Here is a 25553-nt window from a genome sequence, read left to right as displayed (position 1 = left end):
TCGAAAATTGGCAAAAATGAAACACAAGTCTGGTCTTTTGTTCGAAAATTGGCAAAAATGAAACACAAGTCTGGTCTTTTGTTCGAAAATTGGCAAAAATGAAACATAAACCGCAACTTTTGTTCGAAAATTGGCAAAAATGAAACATAAGTCTGGCCTTTTGTTCGAAAAATGGCGAAAATGAAACATAAGTCTGATCTTTTGTTCGAAAAACGGAAAAAATCGAACAGAAGCCTGGCCTTTTGTTCGAAAAATGGCAAAAATGAAACAAAAGTCTGGTCTTTTGTTCGAAAAACGGCAAAAATGAAACACAAGTCTGGTCTTTTGTTCGAAAAACGGCAAAAATGAAACACAAGTCTGGTCTTTTGTTCGAAAATTGGCAAAAATGAAACACAAGCCTGGTCTTTTGTTCGAAAAACGGCAAAATTGAAACACAAGTCTGGTCTTTTGTTCGAAAAACGGCAAAAATGAAACACAAGTCTGGTCTTTTGTTCGAAAATTGGCAAAAATGAAACAGAGACCGCAACTTTTGTTCGAAAAATGGCGAAAATTAAACAAAAGTCACATCTGCTGTTTTCAAATCAAAAAACGCATCAGAATCAAAAATTTCTGTGCGTTTTTCTCCATTATAATTCATCGCGATTGGTAGCGACTTTTCCTAAGACAATTGGTAGATTGCCGTTACGTACGCGGATGGCGTCAATTAATGCTTTTTCTTGCTCTTGATTTTTTAACAACAAAATATAACGTAGTTCGTATAGGCTGCCCATAGTGGTTGTTCGAACGGAATCTAGGCGTTTGGAATAAGCAAAATTTTCAAAAATATCATCGAATAAGTTTGGATAATCTAAATCTTCTGGAATGGTGATTTTTAATTCTCGTTCGGCCGTTTTTTGATTACCAAAGCTACTACTATAAATAACAAACAAGAAGAGGGCGACTGCTATCGAGAAGACGATGGTATAAGAAACATAACCCATTCCAGTAGCTAAACCAATACCCATTGACCAAAAAATACTGGTGATTTCTCTGGCTCCACCGGCAACGGAACGAAAACGAATCAAGCTAAAGGCACCCAAAACGGCAACCCCAGTTCCCAAGTTTCCATTAACCAGCATAATAACGGATTGCACGAGGACGGGTAAAATGGCTAAAGTGATGACGAAATTTTTTGTGTAAACATTGCGATACATATGGACCACCGCCACCAATAATCCTAACCCAAAGGATGCAGTGATACACAACAGTAATGACGAAATTTGAATGGTAGCGGTACTTTCTGAAAATAAACTAGACAACATAGAATAATTCCTCCTTAAATAAATGACGTTGATAGGTTTGAGCATATTTTGAAAAACTACCTTTTTGAATGTGGTACTTGCTCAATAATTCGGTGAACCACAAAGGATAACTGCCCATGGCTTTAACTTCCATTAAGATCCCAAGCTCTGGTGCTACTAAATCTCCTCGATCGGCAGTAAAACTTGCCTTGGGTTGATAGCGGATATTTTGGTCAAAGGTAATGCGAAAATTTTCATCGTTTTCATCAAATAAAGACAGACGATCATAAGAAATCAGTACTTTTGGACGTAAATCAGGGTGTGTGTAAAATAACCATGAAATTTCTTGTCCAATTTGCGAATCCAAAAGCGCGCCCTCATGAGGATTTTTTTCCCAATTAAGATAATCTTGATAACTCATCGGAACGCGGCGTTTGTACACCACACCTTTGATTTTCTTTTTGATTTCTAAAAATACCTGACTATCGAAAGCTGGTTGGCCGTAACAACGAACCCGAAATTTCTCTTTGTAATCGGGCTTTTCCATCGAGTGACGGATAAATTGATCGTTATCCGTATCATAATAAAGAGAATAAATCGTATGTAACCCATATTGATCCACTGCCATATGCGTCTGTAATTCCTCAAAAAAAGCATTAAATTGTTTCTGATTTAATAAATACTTACTTTCCTTTCGTTCAAAAACTTTTTGTAATTTCATAAATAAAACCTCCTTAACGATTTGCTGAGCTAATCTTAAAACCTGAAACTTAAAGTAAGCTTAAGCAAATGAAATTTTTTGAAGTCGCCATTGCAAATTCAAACTTAAGGTTAATTTAAGTTAGAAATGATATGATAATTGCAAGAAGAACAGGAATTTCACTGAGATAAATTGAAGGAGTAACCCATGATTAAATTTTTATTGATAGAAGACGACCAGGTACTATCTGATACAATTAAAGAAATTGTCCAAGAATTGGGAGAAGTCACACAAGTATATGATGGCAGTGAAGGCTTATATGAAGCAGAATCTGGTATTTATGATTTAATTATTCTGGATTTGATGTTGCCAGAAATGAATGGCTATCAAGTCTTGAAAAAATTACGCGCACAAGATCAGACACCTGTGCTGATTTTAACTGCCAAAGATGGCTTGGAAGATAAGATTGAAGGCTTTGAAAAAGGAGCCGATGATTATTTAACCAAACCTTTTTACCGAGAAGAATTAGTCATGCGAATTAAAGCACTTTTGAAGCGATCATTAGGTGTATTTGATGAACAAACGCTACCATATAAAAATATAACTTGTCGACTAACCACCAAAGAAGTGCTTTTTGAGGATAAATTACTACCAATTCAAGGACGGGAATTTGATTTATTGGTATATTTTTTACAAAATCAAGGGATGATTTTAACCAAGGAACAAATTTTTGACCGGATTTGGGGTTTCGAATCGGAAACGACTTTGACTGTGGTAGAGGTTTACATGAGTAATTTGCGAAAACACCTCCGTCCTACAGGGATTGATAAGGATTTTCGAACCTTAAGAAATGTCGGCTATTTATTTGAAGGAGCAAAAGATGAATAAGAAACTTTCCAATCGACAACGCAGTAGTTTTTTTATCATGAATTTAAGTGCTTTTGCAGTGATTTTTGTGCTATTAGGAGCAATTATTTTACAATTATTAAATCAAACTGCCTTTCAAGAAACCGACCAAACTTTAAGAGAAATGAGTCAACAAACAGAAATGATTGAGCAGGAAGTTTCTCGTTATCAAAACGGTTTGTGGAATGTTGAAGGGGAATTAAAAACGCCGATGGAACCTCCTCGAAGTCCTTCAAGCAATCGGTTTAATACTCAAATTATTTTGTGGTCAGCAAGTGGTGAAATTTTGAATCGTGAAGCTCTAGGAGGACGGTTTTCAGAATTGGAAAATCTACATCTAATGACAGATAACTTGGACACTATCCAAAGCCTCACGGTTGGAGGGGAAGAGGAATTACTTTTCCACTCCATCACTCAAGCGTATAATGAGGGGGAAGTGGCGTATGTCCAGATTGTTTCCAATGTAAATCAAATCCAGCATTCCTTGCGAAACTTTCGTTGGATCGTGATCATTTGTATGGTGATTTTTTGGTTAATTTCGATTGGTGTCAGTTATTGGCTGTCAGCATTATCAATGAAACCTATTTTAAAAGCTTGGCAAAAGCAACAGGAATTTGTCGAAAATGCTTCTCACGAGTTGCGAACACCATTGACGATTATTCAGAATCGTTTGGAAGGACTTTTTCGAAAACCCAATCAGACAATTATTGAAGGTTCGGAAAATATTGCTCAAGCTCTTAATGAAACCAGACGTCTGACGGGACTGACCAGTGATTTGTTGACGATTGCCAGAAGCGATGCCAACCAATTGACCTTGGATAAAAGTAAACAAGACACCGCCGATTTTTTGAGAGAAGTCATCACACCCTTTCAAGAAATTGCGGAATTAGAAGAAAAAGAGTTTACTATCGAGTTGGAAACCGAGTTGGAAGCCAATTTTGATACAAAAAAAATCCACCAAGTGATGGTGATTTTACTGGATAATGCGTTAAAATACACCCAAGCGCAAGAAGCAATCAAGATTCAATCCGTCAAAAAGAAAAAACTTTGGGAGATTCATGTCATCAATACTGGACCGACGATTTCTGAAACCGGCAAGGCTCATTTGTTCGATCGTTTTTATCGAGAGGATAAATCCCGTTCCAAGGAAACAGGGGGTTACGGTTTAGGTTTGGCGATTGCCAAGCAAATTGTCGAAGAACACCAAGGAAAAATTTTTGTGACAGATGTTTTGCCACAAGGAGCAGATTTTTGTCTACAATTACCAATTCAATAAGATGAGGGTGAACGTAATGAAAAAATTAGCAATTTTATTAGTCGGTATTTTAGCCATAGTAATGGTCGCAACAGGCTATTTTGTCTTTAACAGCTTAAATTCAACCGAGGAATCTCGGGATACTAGTGAATCTTCGGTGGAAAATAGCAGCTCAACAACTAGCAGCATGACGGAAACAACGACCACAACCCAAGAGGAAACAGATCCAATCGCAGAACGCATCAACGAAATGACGACAGAAGAAAAAGTTGGCCAGCTCTTTTTTGTGCGAGTACCAGAAAGCAATCAACTTGAAGACATTCAAAATTATCATTTAGGTGGTTACGTTTTGTTTGGCCGAGATGTGGAAAATGAAACTTGGGAGAGCCTGACTCAGAAGATTTCCAGTTATCAGGATGCCAGTGAGATTCCTTTACTGATTGGTGCCGATGAAGAGGGTGGAACGGTGACCAGAATCAGTCACAATACCAATTTGGTGGAAACACCTTTTGCATCACCCCAAGAAGTTTACAACAGCAGTGGCTTCGAAGGAATTGCCGAAGATACCAAAAGAAAAGCGAGTATTTTAAATGAATTAGGGATTAATGCCGGCCTATTTCCAGTAGCCGATGTGTCAACCGACCCCTATGCCTTTATTTACGACCGAACAGTGGGCTTAGATGCAGAAGGAACCAGTGAATTTGTAGAAACCGTAGTCACCGCTTTGAAAGAATCCCAAAGCGGCTCAACTTTGAAGCATTTTCCAGGATACGGCAACAACCGTGATTCTCATGTAGAAATCGTGACCGACCATCGACCACTAGAAGAACTGCAAGCCAATGATTTTCTACCTTTTACCGCCGGAATTCAAGCAGGTGCGGATAGCGTCTTAGTTTCTCATAATATAATTAGTAGCGTTGACCCAAATGCCGCAGCTTCAATTTCCACGGAAGTTCATCAACTATTGCGAGAAGAGCTAGCTTTCGATGGCGTCGTTATGACCGATGATATGGATATGGCAGGATTGGCAGATTTTATTTCCCAAGAAGAAGCCGGCTTAAGCGCCTTGCAAGCAGGCAACGATCTAGTCATGTCGTCTAGTTATCAAACACAAATTCCGTATGTTTTACAAGCCATCGAAAACGGAGATTACAGCCAAGAGCAATTAGATACCTCCGTTTACCGCGTGTTAAAATGGAAACAAAATCTAGGATTGATTGAATAGAGAGTGATTAAGACCAGAGAACAAGTAATAAAGTTCTTTGATCTTTCTTTTTTGGGATGGTGGGTGGATTCCGCGTTTGATTTTTTGAGAATTTCGAACGGTGGCTCAATCCCGCGTTTGATATTTAGGGATTTTCGAACAGTGGCTCGATCCCGCGTTTGATTTTTGGAGAATTTCGAACGGTGGAGTAGTCCCGCGTTTGATATTTAGCGAATTTCGAACGGTGGAGTAGTCCCGCGTTCGATATTTAGCGAATTTCGAACGGTGGCTCAGTCCCGCGTTTGATATTTAGGAATTTTCGAACGGTGGAGCAATCCCGCGTTTGATTTTTAGGAATTTTCGAACGGTGGCTCAGTCCCGCGTTTGATTTTTTAAGATTTTCGAACAGTGGCTCAATCCCGCGTTTGATATTTAGGGAATTTCGAACGGTGGAGCAATCCCGCGTTTGATATTTAGAAATTTTCGAACAGTGGCCGAATTCCACCTAAATCCTACCATCAAAAAGACCTTTTGAATTCCATAAAATTCGGAATCCATAAGGTCTTCATTTATTGTGTTACAGACTTTTTCGTTCCACCAATTGATAGTAAACTCGGGCGGTTAACTGATAGACCACACCATACAGTAGAGCGAATAAAACAGCGGCAAATAGAGTAATGGTTAGGAATAAGTTTTCATTCAGTTTTTGACCACGGTCGGTTTGGTTAAAGGTCTGCAATAATTGATTAATCACGGGATAAGCGAACAGCAGATGGCTTAAGGCCATTACTAATGGGAATGAGAAGACCATCAGAACTTGACTGCGAATCACTTTTTTGACGGATTGATGACTCATTCCAATTTTTTGAAGAATATCAAAACGTTTTTTATCATCCATTCCTTCAGAAACTTGTTTGTAGTAAATAATCAGAACGGTTGCTAGACTGAAAATAATACTAAACAGAATTCCTAGGAAGAAAAATCCTCCCATAAAGGCATCGTCTGCAGCTTTACTTTGATCTCTTCCATAAAAGCCAGCAGCATAAAAATGATTTTCTTCATCTTGTGTCCTTCTCCAGACATCCTCCATAATTTTGTTGGCAAAAGCCACTCGCTCAATTTGATCGTCGCCGGAAAAATTGACTTGGAAAATATAGCTGAGTGAACGGATATAAACGGGATCAAACTCGCTGGTGGATTTCAATTTTTCAACAATATTTGCTAAAATTTCGTCAAACATTTCTCGATTTTTCACAACAATTAAAACGGAATTATAATAAGCACCAGAGATGGTATCGGTTTGAGCAGTCACTTTTTTCTTCACTTTTAAAGGTTCGTCCCAGACATCCAATTGAATTTCTGATTCGTTGAAATCGGCCATGTACATTTCTGAAACCAGAATCTCATTGTCCGCCAACTCTTCAGTCTCAAAGTTATGATTGTAGTCTTCCAAGGGCATAAAGGCGAAAGAGGTTCCTTCAACATCTCCATAATTATAACTATCTGGATCAACCACATAGGTGCCATCTTTTAAGCTAAATTCATAAAAATGCGTCATCACCCATTCACGAATTTCGGTAATTTCAACGCCTTCTTTCTCAGCCAAGTCAGCGAGCTTCGTATTCACTTGATCATCGGGTTGATCCAGCGTTTGGAAACTCATATTAACATCTAGTGGCGCTCCAGCATAATATCGATCCGTCCGCCCAAAATACAAACTAGCAGTGGTCGTCACCGTGACCAAAGCCATCGTTGACAAAATACAAATGCTGGCTAATCCAAGGGCGTGTTGGCGCATGCGATAGGACATATTTGAAACTGAAATAAAATGATTCGGATGATAATAATACTTCTTATTTTTTTGTAAAAGGTTCAAAAGAGTAACACTGCCTGAAGTAAACAGGGCGAAAGTACCAAGGATAACTAAAACAATTGCCAAGAAAAATAATTGAAGCAGTTGATCAGGATTTTTCAGTAAAAGTGCAATTGTGTAACCAGCGCCTAAAGAAAGTAGTCCTAATATTGTAATGAAAATATTGTCTTTAGGTTTCTTTTCTCCTTTGGTAGTTGATTGCAACAGTTCAAGTGGGTTGGTCCGAGCGATGTTTCCACAAGTAATTCCATAAAGCAATAAGAACAAAGCAATCGTCAGCATCAAAATGACGATAAAACTATCTCCACTTAATTGAAAGACAAAATCATTGCCGACTTTGAGAATTCTTTTTAAAGTCAGAAAACCGAGCTTGGCAAAAACCAATCCAGACAAGGTTCCAGCAACTAATACAATCAATAGACTGAATAGATTTTCCCACAAAGCCAGTAGATACAATTCCCGTTTACCTAAACCTAAAATATTATACAAACCAAATTCTTTTTTACGTTGTTTTAATAGGAAGTTATTGGTATAAATAGCAAAAATCACGGAGAAAATCAGAACAACCATTAGTCCGAATCGAAACATCACCAAAGCGATGTGAGCATCAGGTAAGCTATGCATGCCTGGGTTATTAACAATCGTCAGAGTCATCATGTTAATCGCGATGATAAAAATCATCGAAATCATAAAGGGCAAATAAATCCGTTGATTTTTGCGAATATTTTGGAAAGCTAATTTTGCGAAAAACATCTTACCCCTCCTTTGATAACAAAGCTGTCATAGTGTCAGCGATGGTTTCTAGGAATTGTTGGTTATTTTTTTCTCCTCGATAAAGTTGATGGAAAACTTGACCGTCTTTGATAAATAAGACTCTTTGGGCGTGGCTTGCGGCAATTGAGCTATGCGTTACCATCAAAATCGTTTGACCATTTTCATTCAAACGTTCGAAAACTTGTAAAAGTTGATTAGAAGTTTTTGAATCCAAAGCACCAGTCGGCTCATCTGCCAACAATATTTCTGGTTGAGTAATAATCGCTCGGGCAATTGCAACTCGCTGTTGTTGCCCACCAGATAATTCGTAAGGGAATTTCTCCAATATTTCATCAATTCCCAAGGTTTTTACTAACGGCAACAAACGAGCTTCCATTTTTGGATAAGGCATCCGAGATAAAACGAGTGGTAATAAAATATTGTCTTTCACCGAAAAAGTATCTAATAAATTAAAATCTTGAAAAACAAACCCTAAATGATCCCGGCGGAAATTTGCCGCTTCTTTTTCTTCAATGCGATTAAAATCTTGGTCTCGTAATTGAATTAAACCAGAAGTCGGCTTATCCAAAGTCGCAATCAAATTCAGTAAGGTACTTTTTCCAGAACCCGATTCTCCCATGATTGCTACATATTCGCCCTCTTCAATCGTGAAATCAATTTGGCGCAACGCCTCAACTGGTTGCCCGTTGAAACGACTTTGATAGACTTTTTTGACATTTTTAACAGTTAATAATCGTGACATAACAAACATTCCCTTCTTTATATTCCTATCATACCTAGAATTTTTCCAAAGAACTACTTACAAGATGAAATTTAAGCTTACAGATTGGTAAGATTCATTTGAGGACGAAACATCACATCAATTGACCTGATTTTTGAATGATGTTACGGTTAAACTAGACAGACATTAGGAGGAGAACTAAATGAAAAAATTTGAGAAACTATTCTATGATGGTCAATGGCAATCAGCGCATGGTACTGAATTTTCAAAAGTTATAAATCCTGCGACTGAAGAAGTGATTGCAGAAGTCATTCAAGCCAATCACGAAGATGTCGATTCTGCTGTGGAAGCTGCCAAACAAGCCTTTCCAAGCTGGAATCAAACACCGTTAGAAGAACGAGTGAAGTATATTGAGAAAGTCTTGGAACTAGTGAAAGACCGAGGAGAGGAAATCGCTGATACGATTGTCGCTGAATTAGGCTCTACCACAACTTTCTGCTCAGAAGGACAGGTTCCTTTATCAATTAAAGAAATGGAAGCAACCTTGGATGAAGTGAAAAACTTTGATTTTGAAGGCGAAATTGACAATGCTACCATTATCAAAGAAGGTTTCGGCGTGGTCGCGTGCATCACCCCTTGGAACTATCCATTCAACCAAATTCAAAGAAAAATCACACCAGCCTTGCTGACAGGGAATACCGTTGTGGTCAAACCCGCTAGCAACACACCGTTAACTGCCTTGATTTATGCAGAAATAATGGAAGAAGCTGGCTTACCTAAAGGCGTCTTTAACCTAATTACCGGAAGCGGAGGAGACACAGGAAATTATTTAGCAGAACACGAAGATGTAGCTGTGGTTTCCTTCACAGGTTCAACCGATGTCGGTAAAGGACTTTATGAAAAAGCCGCAACTACCGTTAAAAAATTAGTTTTAGAATTAGGTGGAAAATCAGCCATGATTTATTTGAAGGATGGCGATTTAACTACCGCAGTCAAAGGCGCTGCCAATACCGTTTTAGATAACCAAGGCCAAACCTGTTCCGCTTTGACCCGCTTATTTGTTCCCGCAGATGAATTGGAGAACACGAAAGCAGCCTTAAAAGAACTCTATCAAGACGTGGTTGTCGGTGACCCAAGCGATGAAAAAACTAAAGTCGGTCCAATGGTTTCCGAAAGCCAGTTAGAAACCGTCTTAGAATATATCGAAAAAGGCAAGGCAGAAGGCGCCGAAGTATTGATAGGTGGCAACAAAATTGAAGGCACAGGATACTTTGTGGAACCAACCGTCTTTGTCAATGTGACCAACGACATGACTATCGCCCAAGAAGAAATATTCGGCCCAGTCCTCACCGTCCTAACCTATGATTCAGTCGAAGAAGCCATCGAACTAGCCAACGATTCTGTTTACGGATTATCAGGAGCAGTCTTTGGACCTCAAGCAGAAGCTGAAAAAGTCGCCCGCCAATTACGAACAGGAAACATCACCGTCAACGGCGCCGCCCGCAGCCCCCGAGCACCATTCGGAGGTTACAAACAATCAGGAATCGGTCGCGAAAACGGCCGCTACGGCTTAGAAGACTACGTAGAAATCAAAGCTATATTTAAATAAAATCAACCAGAGCCACCCAAGAATTCGTTAGGAGAATTTTTGGGTGTTTTTTTTATTAGTTTGTGGAAACGAGGGAGGTTCTGTTTGGAAAATCAAACGGTGGCCAGCTCCACTGTTCGAAAAAATAGAAAAATCAAACGGTAGCCAGCTCCACTGTTCGAAAAAATAGAAAAATCAAACGGTGGCCAGCTCCACTGTTCGAAAAATAGAAAAAATCAAACGGTGGGAAGCTCCACTGTTTGAAAAATAGAAAAACTCGCACACATGCCTACCCTTTTGTTCGAAAATCAGAAAAATTCGCACACAAGTCAGCTCTTTTGTTCGAAAATCACAAAAAATCGCACACAACCTAACTCTTTTGTTCGAAAATCACAAAAATTCGCACACAACAATACTCTTTTGTTCGAAAATCACAAAAAATCGCACATAAGTCAGCTCTTTTGTTCGAAAAGTAGAAAAACTCGCACACAAGTCAGCGCTTTTGTTCGAAAAACAGAAAAACTCGCACATAAGTCAGCTCTTTTGTTCGAAAATCTAAAAAAATCAAACACAACCTTGCTCTCCTCTTCGAAAAAGAAAAATTCCATCCAAATCTAATCTCCCATCACCGCTACTTTTTAAATTTCACTAAAATTTATCGAAAAACGACACATCTAAAACTAGAATAAACTCATCAAAAGCTAGAAGGAGACAACTATGAAGAAAATTAAAACGAATTATTTAAAGATTGCACTGGGAGCTATTTTGCTTATTATTCTTTTTCTGGAATTGCTGGTGACTTTTAATCTATTAAGTACTTTTTTCAAGCAGGAATTGTACTGGCAAAAAGATTTTGACTTATTTGGGGCTTTATTCTGCGGGGATTTTAGGGATTTTGGTTGTGGCCTGGGTCTATCGAATTCTGCGACTGATTGATCAAGACAATCCCTTTTCTCAGCAAGCTTTAAAACTAGTGATGGGGATCAAAAATATGATGTTGGGAATTTTTCTGGCGCTATCAATTACGCTACCGATGTTTTATCATATTGCCGATGTGGAGGATGCCCCGGGCGTGGTACTCATTGGCTTGGGATTGGCTGCGATTCCGTTGGCTGGCGTGACTTTTGTAGCGACAGTGGAAAAATTATTGGAGCGAGTGATTCATATGAAGCTGGAAAACGATTTGACAGTATAGGAGGAAATTATGGCTATAAAAGTAAATATTGATCGCCTGCTGTTGGACAAACAAATGACGGTGACGGAGCTGGCAGAGAGTGTGGGCATCACGATGGCAAATATCTCGATTTTAAAAAATGGGAAAGCCAAAGCCATTCGTTTTTCCACTTTGGAGGCTATTTGTAAGACCCTCGATTGTCAGCCGGGGGATTTGTTAGAATACGTGGAAGATTCAAATTAAGCAAGCTACTAAAGAAATGTGATTCCTAGCAAATTTTGGGAAAAATATTTTTTTAGTAGCTTTAAGTTTACTTTAAGGAAGGCGGACTATACTGAGTTCAGTTAGAAAAGAAGAGCTTCTTTTTATTAACGAAAAAAATAGATTGGCGAGCATCCAATCTAGATGGAGGATATTATGAATAAAAAACAAACATTAGCGATTGCTACTTCTTTACTTTTTGGACTGTCGGTAATTAGTGCATGTGGAACGACAAATACTTCGGCTACTGAAAATCAAACTGCTTCAATCGGCTCAACTACTTCCACAACCGAAACAGTTCAACTAGCGACAACTTCCGAAAGTGAAGACGTCAGCTGGACTGATTTATCAAGCAATGAAATCACTTTGACCGATGAAGGACTGACAATCACCGAAACAGGAACTTACGTGTTAACAGGAAGCACGACCGGTCAAATTGTTGTGGATACTGAAGGCGATGTGCGAATTATTTTGAACAATGCTGAAATTAAAAGCAGTGAAGGAGCAGCGATTTATATTGCAAATGCCGAACAAACTGTGATTGAAATGGCTGAAGGAACGACCAACACGGTGGAGGATGCGAGTACTCGTAGCGACGAAGAAATTAATGGCGCGATCTTTTCTTCCGATGACTTAGTACTCACTGGTGAAGGAACCTTGAATGTGACTGCCAATTTTGAGGACGGGATTGTGGGCAAAGATGACCTATGGATTGAAGGCGGAAATATCAACGTAACCAGTGTTGATGACGGGATTCGTGGAAAAGATTCACTAAATATTTCTGGAGGAACGCTAGTGGTTGATGCCCAAGGAGATGGGATAAAATCAAGCAATGATACCGATTTGGAAAAAGGTCAATTGAACATTTCTGGCGGAGACATTACGATTAACTCTGGCGATGATGCCGTGAAAGCGGAGCAAGCGATTTGGATTACTGGCGGAACTTTGAACGTTGAAAACAGTGTTGAAGGAATTGAAGCTCCTGTGATTGTAATTGACGATGGCGATATCAATGTTTATGCAACCGATGATGGGATCAACGCTTCCGCATCTGAAATTATTACCACTGGAATTAATTTAACAATCAATGGTGGAAACGTGACCGTTGAAGTCGGCCAAGGGGATACGGATGCTCTTGATAGTAATGGCGATTTAACCATTGCTGGTGGGACAGTCACTCTGACCGCTCAATCGGCTGTCGATTTTGACGGAACTGGAAGCTTTACTGGCGGCACACTGATTGTAAATGGAGAAACTCTGACTGAACTTCCTCAACAAATGGGCGGACCTGGCGGAGGCATGATGGGTGGCGATCCAATGGGTCAACCCGGTGGCGGACAACCCGGTGGAAACTTCGGCGGATAATATAGTATAGAAAACTTGAATGATGACTTTGCTTGATAGAGTGAAGGTTGTTGGTCAAGTTTTTTCTTTTTGGGAAAGGCAAGGGGAGGTAGATGATCCTTCTTCGAAATTGCGCTCAAAACGAAAGAATACACCCGCCCGTTCTTCGAAACTCCGCCCAAAACGAAAGAATACACCCGCCTGTTCTTCGAAACTCCACCAAAAATCGCAGAACCTCCCACCCAAACCCAACCCCCCCTCCAACAAAAAAGAACCCACTCAAATTGAGCGGGTCCTCTAATCAAATTCCTTTATTCCTCAAACTGTGCGTGGTGCAATTGGTAATACGCTCCTTTTTGAGTGAGGAGTTCTTCGTGGGTTCCTTGTTCGATGATGTGTCCAGCTTCCATCACTAAAATTTTGTCAGCGGACTGAATCGTTGATAAACGATGGGCGATGACAAAGCTAGTACGACCTTTCATCATTTCAAGGAAAGCAGATTGAATATTTTTTTCCGTCAGGGTATCAACAGAGCTGGTTGCTTCATCCAAAATCAGCATGGATGGGTTACTAATCATGGTTCGAGCGATGGTTAATAATTGGCGTTGGCCATCGGAAATCTTAATTCCTTGCTGACCAATTTGGGTGTCTAACTTATGAGGCAAGCGCATGACGTACTCATACATGTAGGCTTTTTTCAAAGCGGTATAAATTTCTTCGTCACTGGCATCGGCATTGCCGTAAGTTAAGTTTTCTCGCAAGGAAGCGTCAAACAACCAAGTATCTTGTAGAACCATACCGAATTGTTGGCGCAAATTATCTCGTTTTAGTTTACGAATATCCACACCGTCAATGCTGATCGTTCCTCGGTTAACATCGTAAAAGCGCATCAGTAAGTTAACTAAAGTTGATTTACCAGCACCAGTTTTTCCGACAATCGCAATGGACTCTCCTGGGGCTGCCACAAAGTTAAAGTCTTCAATCAAAGAGCGATCAGGTACATAAGAGAAGTCGACATTTTCAAAACGAACTTCACCGACAATTTCTGTTAATTCCAAACTATCAGCATCCGAAGATTCTGATTCTTGATCGATTAAATCAAAGGTCCGTGTCAAACCGGCTAAAGCTGTTTGGATTTGTGTGGTGATTCCTGAGATTTCGATAAAGGGTTTCGAAAATTGGGTAGAGTAAATGGTAAAACTTGAAACGACACCGATTGTTACCAATTCACTACCAGAAAAAATCAAGTAAGCTCCCGCAAAACCAACCGCTACATAGGCTAAGTGATCGACAAAACGTGACAATGGATTGGTTAAAGAAGAAGAAAACTGGGCTTTTTGTCCTCGGACGTAAAGTTCTTGATTGATTTTTTCAAAACGGGCTTGGTTAACTTCTTCTTGTTGGAAAGCTTTGACGATTTTTTGATTGCCGACCATCTCAGTAATAAAACCAGAAACTTCGCCGACAATTTCTTGTTGCTGACGGAAGTCATTCTGAGAAGCATTTGCCACCAGCCAACTAACTAGGAAAATAATCGGTGTGGAAACCAAAACAACAATCGTTAAAACAACACTCATTTGCAACATCATAATTAATGCCAATAAGACGACTGAAACACCTGAAAATAATTGGTTAAAAATCGCGGATACGGCAACTGAGACGTTATCCATATCATTGGTAAAACGACTGACAATATTCCCGTGAGAGTTTTGATCGTAATAACGCAGAGGCAATTGATTCAAATGTTCATAGGCATCTTTGCGCAAATCAGCGACGGCTAGATAAGCCACGCGATTTCCTAAGCGTTGAATCAACCACTGACTAATAACTGTTACCAAGACGATACCAATAAACAAAGCTAAAATTCGATACAATTCAGTAAATCGGACTTGATCGGCACCAATTAATTGATCCACCCCTTGTCCAATTAAATAAGTCATATAGACAGAAGTCAGACCGGCTGCAATTCCTAAAATCACGGCAGCAAAATTTTCTTTTTTATACTTCAGCAAGTAAGGGAAGAAGCGTTTAAGACTGGTTAAATCAAAAGATTTTTTATTCATTATTCAATGCCCTCCTCTTGCGATGCGACAATTTCTTGGTATTCTTTGGAGCTTGCTAGTAATTCCGCGTGGGTTCCTTTGGCGGCTAGTTTACCAGAAGCCATCACAAATATTTGTTGAGAATCTTGAATCGAACGAATCCGTTGAGAAATAATAATCACTGTACCCGACAAACGTTTTAATGACTTTCGCAGATTTAAATCCGTTTGATAATCCAAAGCACTTAGAGAATCATCTAAAATTAAAATACTTGGTTTAGCAATCAACGCACGGGCAATAGTTAGTCGTTGTTTTTGTCCACCGGAAAAGTTTTTTCCACCTTCAAAAATCGGTGTGTCCAAACCTTCTGGTAAAGCTTCCACAAAATCACGTGATTGAGCAATTTCCAAAGCTTCCCAACATTCTTCATCGGTGGCATCTTTTTTACCCCAACGTAAGTTTTCACGAATCGTTCCTGTAAAAAGCACCGCCGTTTGGGGAACCATCGCCACTTTTTTTCGCAAAGTATTTAACTCCCACTCACGAACATCAATGCCTTCCACTTTGACCTTCCCTTGATCCACATCATAAAATCGTGGAATCAGCTGAGTCAAAGCAGATTTCCCACTACCAGTAGCTCCAGTAATCCCGATCGTTGCATTACTTGGAATAGAGAAGTTAATGTCTTCCAAAGCCAAACCAAATTCAGGCGCAAAACGGAAATCTACGTTTTCAAATTGAATGCCACCAACCGCTTCAGCCGAAGTAGTTACCCCAGAAGTTTGGGTAATCACGGGTTCCACATCTAAGACTTCGTTAATTCGTCCAGCAGAAGCCGTGGCACGGGTAAAAATAATTACCAAGTTAGAAACAACAATCAATGCCAACAACATTTGATTCATGTAATTTACTAATGCCAAAATTTGTCCTTGTTGCAAATTGCCAACATTCACTTTAAAACCGCCAATGTAAAAAATTGCAATCACACCGATATTCATAATCAAAGTTGTCGCAGGTGTTAATAATGCCGAAAGATTGGTTACTCGCAAATAAACCTTAGATAACTCATCTGTGGAATCATCAAAACGACGAATTTCAGTTTTACGACGAGCAAAAGCACGAATTACACGAACCCCGCTCAAATTTTGCGACACCAATTCATTGACATGGTCCAATTGATTTTGAACGCTTCTATATAATGGGACTGATTTTCCGATGATAAAAAATAATACGATACAAAACAACGGTAAAACCAATAAAAAAATCAAGCCAATTTGCCAATCAATATAAAAGGACATAATGACCGCACCGACACTTAAGAAAGGTGCTCGAACCACTAAACGAATTAACATCGCTAAAGCTAATTGCATCTGATTAATGTCATTGGTTGTTCTGGTAATCAAAGTATCTGTCCCAAATCGATTTAACTCTTGATGGGAAAGTTGATTGATTTTTTTCATTAATTGGTTACGTAATTCCGTCCCAAATCCTTGAGAAGCAAAAGAAGCATAGTACTGGCAAATCATCGCACAAGCCAGTCCCACAACAGACATCACCACCATCCAAAAAGTCATTGATAAGACGGTGGACCAATTATTTTTTTGAATCCCTTCATCCACTAAGACTGCCATTAATAAAGGTAAAATAAGTTCAAAGACAGCTTCCAAAAATTTGAAAACAGGTCCTAAAATCATCTGTTTGCGATATTTTTTTGCGTATCGTAATAATCCAAACATAAGCTCCTCCAATAAATAAAATTATTTGACTACGAACAGAAAAATTCCTGAAAAGTCTGATAATAACATTGTAACGTAAACAACTAATGATGGAAAGTTATTAAAATGGAGACATACATACCCAAAATCACGATAAAACACCCGAATGTTACGAAAATATTACAAAAGGGAAGCGACTCTCAAAAGCGACTTATCACCACTTTGACAAAAAATCACCCGCTATTTAAGGTACAAATCCCCACTTCGAACCAAAATGTAACAATATGTAAATAAACTGAAATAAATCACCTTTTCGATTCTTGTATAATAAACAAAGTTAAACTCAAATTAGGGAAGGTGTGTTTTCGATTGAGAGCGAAAAAACTGTGGGTATCTTGTTTATTAACGTTACTAGTTGCAAGTCCGATTGCAGCCAGTGCGGATACAATTAAATCGTTAGAAGAACAAGAGAATGCACTCTTTGAACAAAGTAAAGTGATTAGTGCAGATGTTCAGTTAGCTTTAGAAGATATTAACCAAAAATACCAAGAAGTTGCGGATTTAAAAGAAGAGATCAGAGTTAACGAAATTTCTCTTGAAAAAACGCAAGAAGATTTACAAGCGACTGAAAAAACTTTAGAAGCGCGTAAAGAACTAATGGCTGAACGTTTAAAATCATTGCAATTAAATCGAAGCAATGAAAACAAACTGGCGGTTTTGTTAGACTCAGCCAGCATCCAAGACTTTGTGAATACCTTGTATGCCATTACCATGATTCAATCGGCAGCCAATGAAGAAGTGGCTGGTTTAGAAGCTGAGAACGAAAAATTAATCAGCTTAGAAGAAACAATGAAAGAAACCCAAGAAAAATTACAAGCAACCGAAGAAGTTTTAGTCAGTGAAGCGGACGAGCTAGACAGTCGAATCGCAGCACTACAATCAGAACTAGCAAATAACCAAAGCGCTTTGTTAGCAGTAGCTGAAAGTAAAGCTGTCGAAGAACAACGACTACAAGCCGAAGAGGAACGCGCTAAACGTGCAGCCGAAGAAGCAGAAGCTGCTGAACGAGCAAGAGCGGCTGCCGAAGCAGAAGCCCAAGCACAGGCGAATGCAAATAACCAAGCATCAGAAAGTCAACCAACCAATAATTCAAACAATACTCCAAATAACAACAGCGGTAGTAGCAACGGTGGCGGGACAACAACGACACCAAGTAATCCGACACCACCACCAACCACGACGCCTACGCCACCTAGTGACAATCAAGGAAGTAGTGGCAAGGTAATGTATATGGAATCAACTGCGTATTCTTATACAGAAGCTGGAGCAAGCTTCTATACAGCGATGGGTGTAGATTTACGACAAAATCCTAACGTCGTTGCCGTTGATCCAAGCGTCATTCCACTAGGAACACTGGTTGAAGTAGAAGGATACGGTATAGCTCTAGCAGCCGATACTGGCGGAGCAATTAAAGGTAACATTCTTGATGTTCATTTTAATTCTGTTGCTGAATGTAAAGTGTGGGGCCGAAAATTCAATGTAAAAGTAACTATATTAAGTTAGTCAGTAACAATCATTCTTTGTCAAAAAGGATGATTGTTTTGCTGTAAAATGAGAAAGAATTTGCAAAGAAACGCTTACATTGAGGGTTTTGTGAAGAAATTTCTTTCATTTCCCCAGTACAACAAGTATAATTAGAATGAGTTTTTTGTTTAAATATCAAATATTGTTTTTAGAAAAAATAAATACGAATATCAAAAATGTTGTTTCCAAAGGAGAATGAACATGGAAGAGTCAAGAATGTCCAGAAGAAATCAAAATAACAATTCTAAAGGAAAGCAAAGTAAAGGCAAACGCCCTAAGAAAAAGAAATCCTTAGCCATACGTATTTTTTTAACCCTATTTATTATTATCTTAGTCCTAATTGGTGCCGCTGCCGCGTTTGCAGCAAAAGTCTATTTTGATGTTTCTGGTTCAGTTAAAGAAACCTACACACCTGTTGTTGAGCAACGTCAAAGAACTGAGCACGCTCGTGAAAAAGAAGTCGATCTAGATAAAAAAGAACCTTTCAGTGTCCTATTAATGGGGATTGATACAGGTGACTTAGGTCGTGTCGATCAAGGCCGTTCTGATACTTTGATGGTAGCAACAGTCAATCCGGAAACCAATAAAACAACCTTAGTAAGTATCCCTCGTGATAGTTATGTGGATATTGTTGGTTATGGAACTACCGATAAAATCAACCATGCTTATGCTTTTGGTGGTGCAGCGATGTCAATGGATACCGTAGAAAATTTCTTGCAAATTCCAATCGATCATTATGTATCGATTAATATGGCTGGTGTAAAAGAGTTAGTTGATGCTGTGGGTGGAATTAGTGTAAATAATGATTTGGAATTTAACTATGAAGGTAATTATTTCCCATTTGGTCAAATTAATTTGGATGGTGCTCAGGCACTGGCCTTTTCTAGAATGCGTTATGAAGATCCACGTGGAGATTACGGTCGTCAATTACGCCAGCGATTAGTTGTTGAAGGTGTAGCGAAAAAAGCTTTAAGTTTAGATGGAGTAACTCAATACCAAAATATCTTAAATACTGTAGAAGGTAACATGCAAACAGACTTGACCTTTGCCGATATGCAAGATATTGGTTTGAAATATAGAAGTGCTTTTGGTAGCTTCGGTCAGCTTCAGATGCAAGGTGAAGGCACGATGATTAACGGTGTATCCTATCAAATTGTTAGTGATGGAGAATTGAGTTCAGTACAACAAGCTTTGAGATCAGAATTAAATCTAAGTAATTAAGAAAACTGAATAGCTATCAAGCGGTAAAAAATACCGCTTGATAGAATATTTTTTTTTGTTGATTTCTTTACATAGTGTATTGATAATCGTATAAGGAGGAGACTTTTTTGGAGTACGAAAAAAGTGAAAGATCAGTTATTTATAAGGAGAAGAGATATTTATCTTATAAGCGAGCCTTAGATGTTTTTGCAGGGGTATTAGGACTACCAATAGTTGCTTTAGCAACATTAATTCTTGCAATACCTTATAGTTTTGGGGGAAACAAAGGACAAATAATGTTTAAGCAGAAAAGAATCGGGAAAAATGGAGAAATGTTTGATATTTATAAATTTCGGTCTATGAAAAGAGATGCCGACATAATTTTAAAATCAGATGTTGTATTATATGAAAAATATGTTCAAAACGGATATAAATTAGAACAGAATGAAGATCCTAGAATTACTAAATTAGGTAGAATTATTAGAAAATTAAGTATAGATGAGATTCCTCAATTTTTAAATGTTTTAAAAGGTGACATGAGTATAGTAGGCCCAAGGCCAATTGTGGAAGTTGAATTGGAAGAATATAAAAAATTAAATAAAGAACAAGAATTTCTTAGTATGAAGCCTGGTATTACAGGTATATGGCAAACTTCAGGAAGAAGTAATATTGGATACCCAGAAAGAGTATATTTAGAAATTGAGTATGCACACAATACAAGCATAGTTTTTGATATTAAAATAATAGCTAAAACTTTCGTAAAAGTTGTAAAAAAAGAAGGAGCTTATTGAAATTGTCTGAACAGAATATCAAGATTATGGTTGTAACACATAAAGAGGCACCTATGCCAGAAAATGATACTCTCTATATTCCAACCTTGGTAGGGAATAATAAAGAGAATATATCTTTTTCTAATTGCTTTAAAGATGACACAGGAATTAATATCTCAGAAAAAAATCCTAATTACTGTGAACTGACAGCTCTATATTGGGCGTGGAAAAATTTGAATGCAGATTATATTGGATTAGTACACTATAGAAGACTTTTCGTTGAGTCTAATGGCACTAAAGAAATTGCATCGCTAGAAACTATCAGCACCTTATTGAAGGAAAATGATGTGATTTTACCGAGAAAAAGAAATTATTATATAGAAACTACAGCATCACATTATAAACATAATCATAACTATGATGATTTATTGGAAACAAGGCAAATAATTGAAGATAGATTTCCAAATGATATTCCTTTTTTTGATTCAGTAATGAAAGAAACTAAATCACATCGTTTTAATATGATGATAATGAAAAAAGAAAAATTTGATGCCTATGCTGAGTGGCTATTTACTATTTTGTTTGAATTAGAAAATCGTGTAGATATTTCTTCGTATGATGCGTATCAATCTAGAATATTTGGGTTCATTAGTGAACGCTTGTTAGACGTATGGATTGCTTCTAATAGTATTAATTATAGTGAGTTGCCTGTTAGGTTTATGGAGAAGCAGAGTTGGATTAAAAAAGGAACAAAATTTGTTTTTAATAAACTCAAGGGATGATAATTAGTGAAAAAAATTGCTTTGTTAACAACAGTAGAGTTAAAAAAAAATGGCGTTTCAGAAGTTATTTTCAATAGTATAGAGTATCTTCTGTCTTCTAGTGAGTTTGATGTAACTTTGATATATAGTGGAGAGGCAGATGAAAAATACCTGCTGAAAGCTAATAAACAAAATTTGAAATTAATTGCAGTAGCAGACAGAAAAAAAGATACTCGTCTTTATTTTAAAAATCTAAAAAAAGTAATGAAAAATAATGATTTTGATCTTATTCATATGCACTGCAACAATGCACTCTCCTTCATGGACTTAACTATATTAAAGAGATATAAAAATAAAGTTATTGTACATGCGCATCAGGACAACACAGATCATCCAATAATTCATTCCCTAATGAAGCCGTTCTTCAATATTTTTTCTAACGAAAGAATTGCTGTAAGTGATAGAGTGGCGAAGTTAGTATTTTATAGAAATTTCATTGAATTAAAGAATCCGGTTAAATTTGGTGAATTTAAGTTCGATGAGAAATTAAGAGAATCAATTAGAAATCAATTGAATATAGAAAATGAGAAGTTATTTTTATCGATTGGAAGAATTGAGCCACAAAAAAATTACCTTTTTGAAATAGATGTTTTTAAAGAGTTGTATTCTCTTTCGCCATCATCAAAATTATTAATAATTGGTAATGGATCAGAATCAAAACTTATTAAACAAAAGATAAAAGAATTGCATTTAGAGAACAATATAATTCTTTTGGATAATGTAGATTATCCATCAGAATATTATTCAGCAGCAGATGCTTTTTTGCTGACATCTATTCACGAAGCGTTAGGTTTAGTTTTAATTGAGGCACAAATCAGTGGATTACCAACATTTTCCAGCGATGTAGTTTCAAACAGTGTATCAATTTCTGAAAACTTATATTTATTAAGCTTAAAGGATAATCCTGATGACTGGGCGAGATTAATTCTTCAAAATATACATACAGTAAGCACCAGAATAAATGTTAATTTGACAGAGAAAGCTGAAGATTATAAGTTTGAAAATAGTGGGCAAAGACTTCTTGAAGTATATCGTAAAGTATTGAATTGAAATGTTTTGGAGGTAGGAAATGAACTTAGTTTTTTCAACGGATAATAATTATTGTGTACCATTATATGCTTCATTAAATTCTTTTTTTAGGCATAATGGTGAAAATCATAGTATTAGCATCATTTATAACAATATAAATGAAACTAATAAAGAAAAAATAGATACACTTATTAAAACTAACAATTCTAAATGTACTTGGATTGAATACAGCGTACTAACAAAAGGGATGCCTGAAGTTGAAGGCTTCCCCGAGAGTGCATTTGCTAGATTGTATTTAGAAAATTTACCCGAAGAACTTGATAAGGTACTTTATGTAGATTGTGATACTGCTTTTAACGATAATATAGATGATTTATGGAACAAAGATATTTCTGAGTTTTATCTAGCAGCAGTACTGGATATGGTGAAACCGTATTTCCGAAGTCAAATTGGACTACCAATGGATGCCTTATACTATAATTCAGGTCTGCTATTGATTAACTTGAAAAAATGGCGTAAAGAAAATATTTCAAAACAATTTTCCGATTTTATTATATCATTTAAGGGGAGTGTACCACACAATGATCAAGGTGTTATTAACGCCGTATGTAAAGGCGAAATACTGACATTGAAACCTCATTATAATATAACTACAGGGATGCTCAGTTTGAACTGGAAAGAAATTATCCAGCACTACAGTCTTCAAAATTTTTACAATGAACCACAATTTCAGGATGCTGTTAATAATCCCATTATTGTTCATTTTACTGAGGGAGTATTTGGGCGACCTTGGCAATCAAAGTCAAATCATCCATATAAATCTTTGTATTTTTCTAATATTAAAGGAAGTGGACTGGAAGATACAGAGGTTGGCTCTAAAGTTGATACCTCTGTAAAATTAATTGGTCTTCTACAAAAAGTTTTACCATTTTCAGTTTATACTAAATTAGTAAAAATCAAGGACAAACTCAAATATAAGGGAGCTAAATAAAATTGAAAATATTAGTTGTTGGAGCAGGTCTTTACGGAGCTGTTTTTGCCCATGAAGCCTCAAAATTAGGACATACAATAAAAGTTATAGAAAAAAGAAATCATATCGCAGGTAATATTTACACGGAGGAAATAGAAGGAATCAATGTCCATAAGTATGGTGCACATATTTTTCATACATCCAATAAAGAGGTTTGGGATTATGTAAATAATTTTGCTGAGTTTAATCGCTTCACTAATTCACCGATAGCGAATTATAAAGGTGAGCTATATAATTTACCTTTTAACATGAACACTTTTAATAAGCTTTGGGGAGTTGAAACGCCTGAAGAAGCTCAGAGAATAATTAATGAACAAAAAGCTGTTTTAAATGGTAAAAAACCAACCAATTTAGAAGAACAAGCTATCTCTTTAGTAGGAACGGATATCTATGAAAAATTGATTAAAAGTTATACTGAAAAACAATGGGGAAGACCTTGTACAGAACTCCCACCATTTATAATTAAAAGATTACCAGTAAGGTTTATATTCGATAATAACTATTTTAATGATACTTATCAAGGAATCCCAATTGGGGGGTATACTCAAATTGTTGAAAAGATGCTTGATCATCCTAATATTGAGGTTGAATTAGAAACAGATTTTTTTAAAAAAAAAGAAATGTATGAAAAGGAATTTGATAAAATAGTTTATACAGGGATGATCGACCAATATTACGAATATAAATATGGAGAATTAGAGTATAGATCCTTAAAATTTGAAACTGAAATATTAGATAAAGAGAATCATCAAGGTGTTGCTGTAGTTAATTACACTGATTCAGAAAATAAGTACACTAGAATTATTGAGCATAAACATTTTGAATTTGGAACCCAGGAAAAAACAGTGATAACCTATGAATATCCTTCTGAGTGGTCTAAAGGAGAAGAACCTTATTATCCTGTCAATGATAATAGTAATAGCCAAATATTTAGGGAATACCAAGCATTATCTAGAGAAAATAAAAAAGTTATTTTCGGTGGAAGATTAGGTATGTATAGATATCTTGATATGCATATGATTATTCATGAAGCCTTGAAAGCAGTTCAACAAAACTTGTAATTCTAATATAAGTCATTGGAGGTTACCAAATATGAAGAGATATGGTGTAGACTTTGTTACTCTTGAGCATATGGACAAAAAAAAAGGAGAAATAATTTCTTCTATCTATTTCTTTTTTTTATTTTTGGTAATATGTTTGGATAGTACGGGATTGAATAGAATCGGAATGATATCTTTATTTAGTAAAGGTTCAAAAGCACTGGTAGCATTGCTTTTAATTTCTTTGATAATTTTTCTAGATAAATCTTTAAAACGTAGGATTGTCAGTTTTTTTCTATTTGCATTGACGGTGGTTAATTTCTTTTATACAAAAGAAATTATGTTTATGATTTTTTTTCTTTTTGTATTGGCTAGTCAGCATTTAGACTTTTTTGAATTTATAAAAAAGGATTTCCGTGTAAGAAGTTTTTATTTAGTCATAGTCATTGCATTATTTCTGCTTGGAATAACAAATGATGTTAGCATGTGGAGAGGCGAGTCAACAAGATATGCATTAGGGATGGGTCATCCTAATACTTTAGCTACTTATGTGTTTGTAATGATATTAGAGTATTTATTAATTAAAAGTAAATTTTTAAACTATAAGCATATAGCATTTAGTGCCATTTCGGGATTGCTAATGTTTTATGTTACAGGTTCCAGAACAGCAACATATACATTGATAATTATTTTCTTTTTGTTAATAGTAAATAAATATTTCAACGTATTCTCAAATAAAATAGTTTCTACTGTTATTCTATTATCTCCTATTTTGATGAGTGTAGTTTCATTTTTAGTTGCTAGATTTGGAACGTACTCCCGTTTTATTTCAAGTAGTTTGAACAACCTTACATCAGGAAGGATGTATTATTTTTCAAATTTATTTAATAATTACGGGTTTTCTTTGTGGGGAAGAGTTATTCCTGAATTGGATAAAAATATATCTCAATCAAATGACATCAGTCTAGAATTTCTAGATAATGCTTACTTATCACTTATGATTGTTTATGGAGTAATTATGCTAGCACTGTATATTAGTTATTTCACAACCTTACAAGCAAGTTTTATTAAAGATCGTAACAAGTATTTGATGATATTGTTACTAGCTTTCCTTATATATGGTTTTTTTGAAAATACGTTGTTACGAGCAGAGTTTTCGATATTTTGTATGGCAGGGGCAAACTCTTTTAAAGAAATTTATAGCAGAATAAAAAATATTTCTAAAAGGAAGATTTTGTAATT

General features: G+C 36.8%; 22 protein-coding genes. 16 read left to right on the top strand and 6 right to left on the bottom strand.

What is annotated here, in order from left to right:
* Positions 1-626: 626 nt before the first annotated feature.
* Positions 627-1301, bottom strand: a complete 675-nt coding sequence (locus AC4BBX_RS06080) for a DUF4956 domain-containing protein (RefSeq protein WP_490455545.1) — start codon at positions 1299-1301, stop codon at positions 627-629.
* Positions 1291-2001, bottom strand: a complete 711-nt coding sequence (locus AC4BBX_RS06075; protein WP_490455544.1) for a polyphosphate polymerase domain-containing protein — start codon at positions 1999-2001, stop codon at positions 1291-1293. Before AC4BBX_RS06075 ends, AC4BBX_RS06080 begins: the two co-directional genes overlap by 11 nt.
* A 186-nt stretch (positions 2002-2187) precedes the next feature.
* On the opposite strand from AC4BBX_RS06075, the gene AC4BBX_RS06070 reads away from it, so the two are divergent.
* The 3 genes from AC4BBX_RS06070 to AC4BBX_RS06060 are packed head-to-tail and all read left to right on the top strand — an operon-like array spanning position 2188 to position 5366.
* Positions 2188-2868, top strand: a complete 681-nt coding sequence (locus AC4BBX_RS06070; RefSeq protein WP_490455543.1) for a response regulator transcription factor — start codon at positions 2188-2190, stop codon at positions 2866-2868.
* A complete protein-coding gene (locus AC4BBX_RS06065; protein ID WP_490455542.1) occupies positions 2861-4162 on the top strand; it encodes a sensor histidine kinase in 1302 nt (433 codons plus the stop codon). Before AC4BBX_RS06070 ends, AC4BBX_RS06065 begins: the two co-directional genes overlap by 8 nt.
* A gap of 16 nt (positions 4163-4178) precedes the next feature.
* Positions 4179-5366: a glycoside hydrolase family 3 N-terminal domain-containing protein gene (locus AC4BBX_RS06060; protein ID WP_490455541.1), complete on the top strand. Its 1188-nt coding sequence runs from the start codon at positions 4179-4181 to the stop codon at positions 5364-5366.
* A 556-nt stretch (positions 5367-5922) separates the two neighbouring features.
* On the opposite strand, the gene AC4BBX_RS06055 is transcribed toward AC4BBX_RS06060, so the two are convergent.
* The gene (locus AC4BBX_RS06055) at positions 5923-7971 is read right to left on the bottom strand and encodes an FtsX-like permease family protein (RefSeq protein WP_490455540.1); all 2049 of its coding nucleotides are present in this window, start codon (positions 7969-7971) and stop codon (positions 5923-5925) included.
* Position 7972: 1 nt separating this feature from the next.
* Positions 7973-8734, bottom strand: coding sequence for an ABC transporter ATP-binding protein (locus AC4BBX_RS06050; protein WP_490455539.1), 762 nt, complete (start codon positions 8732-8734; stop codon positions 7973-7975).
* Between the two features lie 181 nt (positions 8735-8915).
* On the opposite strand from AC4BBX_RS06050, the gene AC4BBX_RS06045 reads away from it, so the two are divergent.
* The 5 genes from AC4BBX_RS06045 (at position 8916) to AC4BBX_RS06025 (ending at position 13101) form a co-directional block, all read left to right on the top strand.
* On the top strand, positions 8916-10322 hold the full coding sequence (locus tag AC4BBX_RS06045) for an aldehyde dehydrogenase family protein (RefSeq protein ID WP_490455538.1): 1407 nt from the start codon (positions 8916-8918) through the stop codon (positions 10320-10322).
* 696 nt (positions 10323-11018) lie between these two features.
* Positions 11019-11237 carry a hypothetical protein gene (locus AC4BBX_RS06040; protein WP_490455537.1) on the top strand — a complete coding sequence of 73 codons (219 nt, stop codon included), beginning with the start codon at positions 11019-11021 and terminating at the stop codon, positions 11235-11237.
* Complete coding sequence (locus AC4BBX_RS06035; protein WP_490455536.1) at positions 11203-11496, top strand: DUF2975 domain-containing protein; 294 nt, start codon at positions 11203-11205, stop codon at positions 11494-11496. The genes AC4BBX_RS06040 and AC4BBX_RS06035 overlap by 35 nt, the downstream gene beginning before the upstream one ends.
* A 9-nt stretch (positions 11497-11505) precedes the next feature.
* A complete protein-coding gene (locus AC4BBX_RS06030) occupies positions 11506-11718 on the top strand; it encodes a helix-turn-helix domain-containing protein (protein WP_490455535.1) in 213 nt (70 codons plus the stop codon).
* A gap of 174 nt (positions 11719-11892) precedes the next feature.
* The gene (locus tag AC4BBX_RS06025) at positions 11893-13101 is read left to right on the top strand and encodes a carbohydrate-binding domain-containing protein (RefSeq protein WP_490455534.1); all 1209 of its coding nucleotides are present in this window, start codon (positions 11893-11895) and stop codon (positions 13099-13101) included.
* 290 nt (positions 13102-13391) lie between these two features.
* On the opposite strand, the gene AC4BBX_RS06020 is transcribed toward AC4BBX_RS06025, so the two are convergent.
* Together AC4BBX_RS06020 and AC4BBX_RS06015 are read right to left on the bottom strand one after the other, a co-directional pair.
* On the bottom strand, positions 13392-15143 hold the full coding sequence (locus tag AC4BBX_RS06020) for an ABC transporter ATP-binding protein (RefSeq protein WP_490455533.1): 1752 nt from the start codon (positions 15141-15143) through the stop codon (positions 13392-13394).
* Complete coding sequence (locus tag AC4BBX_RS06015) at positions 15143-16858, bottom strand: ABC transporter ATP-binding protein (protein ID WP_490455532.1); 1716 nt, start codon at positions 16856-16858, stop codon at positions 15143-15145. The genes AC4BBX_RS06020 and AC4BBX_RS06015 overlap by 1 nt, the downstream gene beginning before the upstream one ends.
* 348 nt (positions 16859-17206) lie before the next feature.
* Between AC4BBX_RS06015 and AC4BBX_RS06010 the strand changes: the two genes are divergently transcribed.
* The 8 genes from AC4BBX_RS06010 to AC4BBX_RS05975 all read left to right on the top strand — a co-directional run bounded on the left by AC4BBX_RS06010 (position 17207) and on the right by AC4BBX_RS05975 (position 25551).
* Positions 17207-18400: a 3D domain-containing protein gene (locus AC4BBX_RS06010; RefSeq protein ID WP_490455531.1), complete on the top strand. Its 1194-nt coding sequence runs from the start codon at positions 17207-17209 to the stop codon at positions 18398-18400.
* A gap of 237 nt (positions 18401-18637) precedes the next feature.
* Entirely contained in the window at positions 18638-19642 is a 1005-nt protein-coding gene (locus AC4BBX_RS06005) for an LCP family glycopolymer transferase (protein ID WP_490455772.1), read from the top strand.
* Positions 19643-19749: 107 nt separating this feature from the next.
* The gene (locus AC4BBX_RS06000) at positions 19750-20412 is read left to right on the top strand and encodes a sugar transferase (RefSeq protein ID WP_490455530.1); all 663 of its coding nucleotides are present in this window, start codon (positions 19750-19752) and stop codon (positions 20410-20412) included.
* A 2-nt stretch (positions 20413-20414) separates the two neighbouring features.
* Positions 20415-21173 (top strand): DUF4422 domain-containing protein, encoded by a 759-nt coding sequence (locus AC4BBX_RS05995; RefSeq protein WP_490455529.1) that lies wholly within the window; start codon positions 20415-20417, stop codon positions 21171-21173.
* Between the two features lie 6 nt (positions 21174-21179).
* A complete protein-coding gene (locus AC4BBX_RS05990) occupies positions 21180-22262 on the top strand; it encodes a glycosyltransferase (protein ID WP_490455528.1) in 1083 nt (360 codons plus the stop codon).
* Between the two features lie 19 nt (positions 22263-22281).
* The gene (locus tag AC4BBX_RS05985) at positions 22282-23232 is read left to right on the top strand and encodes a glycosyltransferase family 8 protein (protein ID WP_490455527.1); all 951 of its coding nucleotides are present in this window, start codon (positions 22282-22284) and stop codon (positions 23230-23232) included.
* Complete coding sequence (gene glf / locus AC4BBX_RS05980) at positions 23229-24332, top strand: UDP-galactopyranose mutase (protein ID WP_490455771.1); 1104 nt, start codon at positions 23229-23231, stop codon at positions 24330-24332. Before AC4BBX_RS05985 ends, glf begins: the two co-directional genes overlap by 4 nt.
* A gap of 31 nt (positions 24333-24363) precedes the next feature.
* Positions 24364-25551: a hypothetical protein gene (locus AC4BBX_RS05975; protein ID WP_490455526.1), complete on the top strand. Its 1188-nt coding sequence runs from the start codon at positions 24364-24366 to the stop codon at positions 25549-25551.
* Positions 25552-25553: the final 2 nt, after the last annotated feature.

The sequence above is a fragment of the Enterococcus sp. AMC1157 genome (assembly GCF_058216555.1).
The sequence above is the reverse complement of the archived record's forward strand: the minus strand, read 5'-3'. Positions and strand labels throughout refer to the sequence as shown.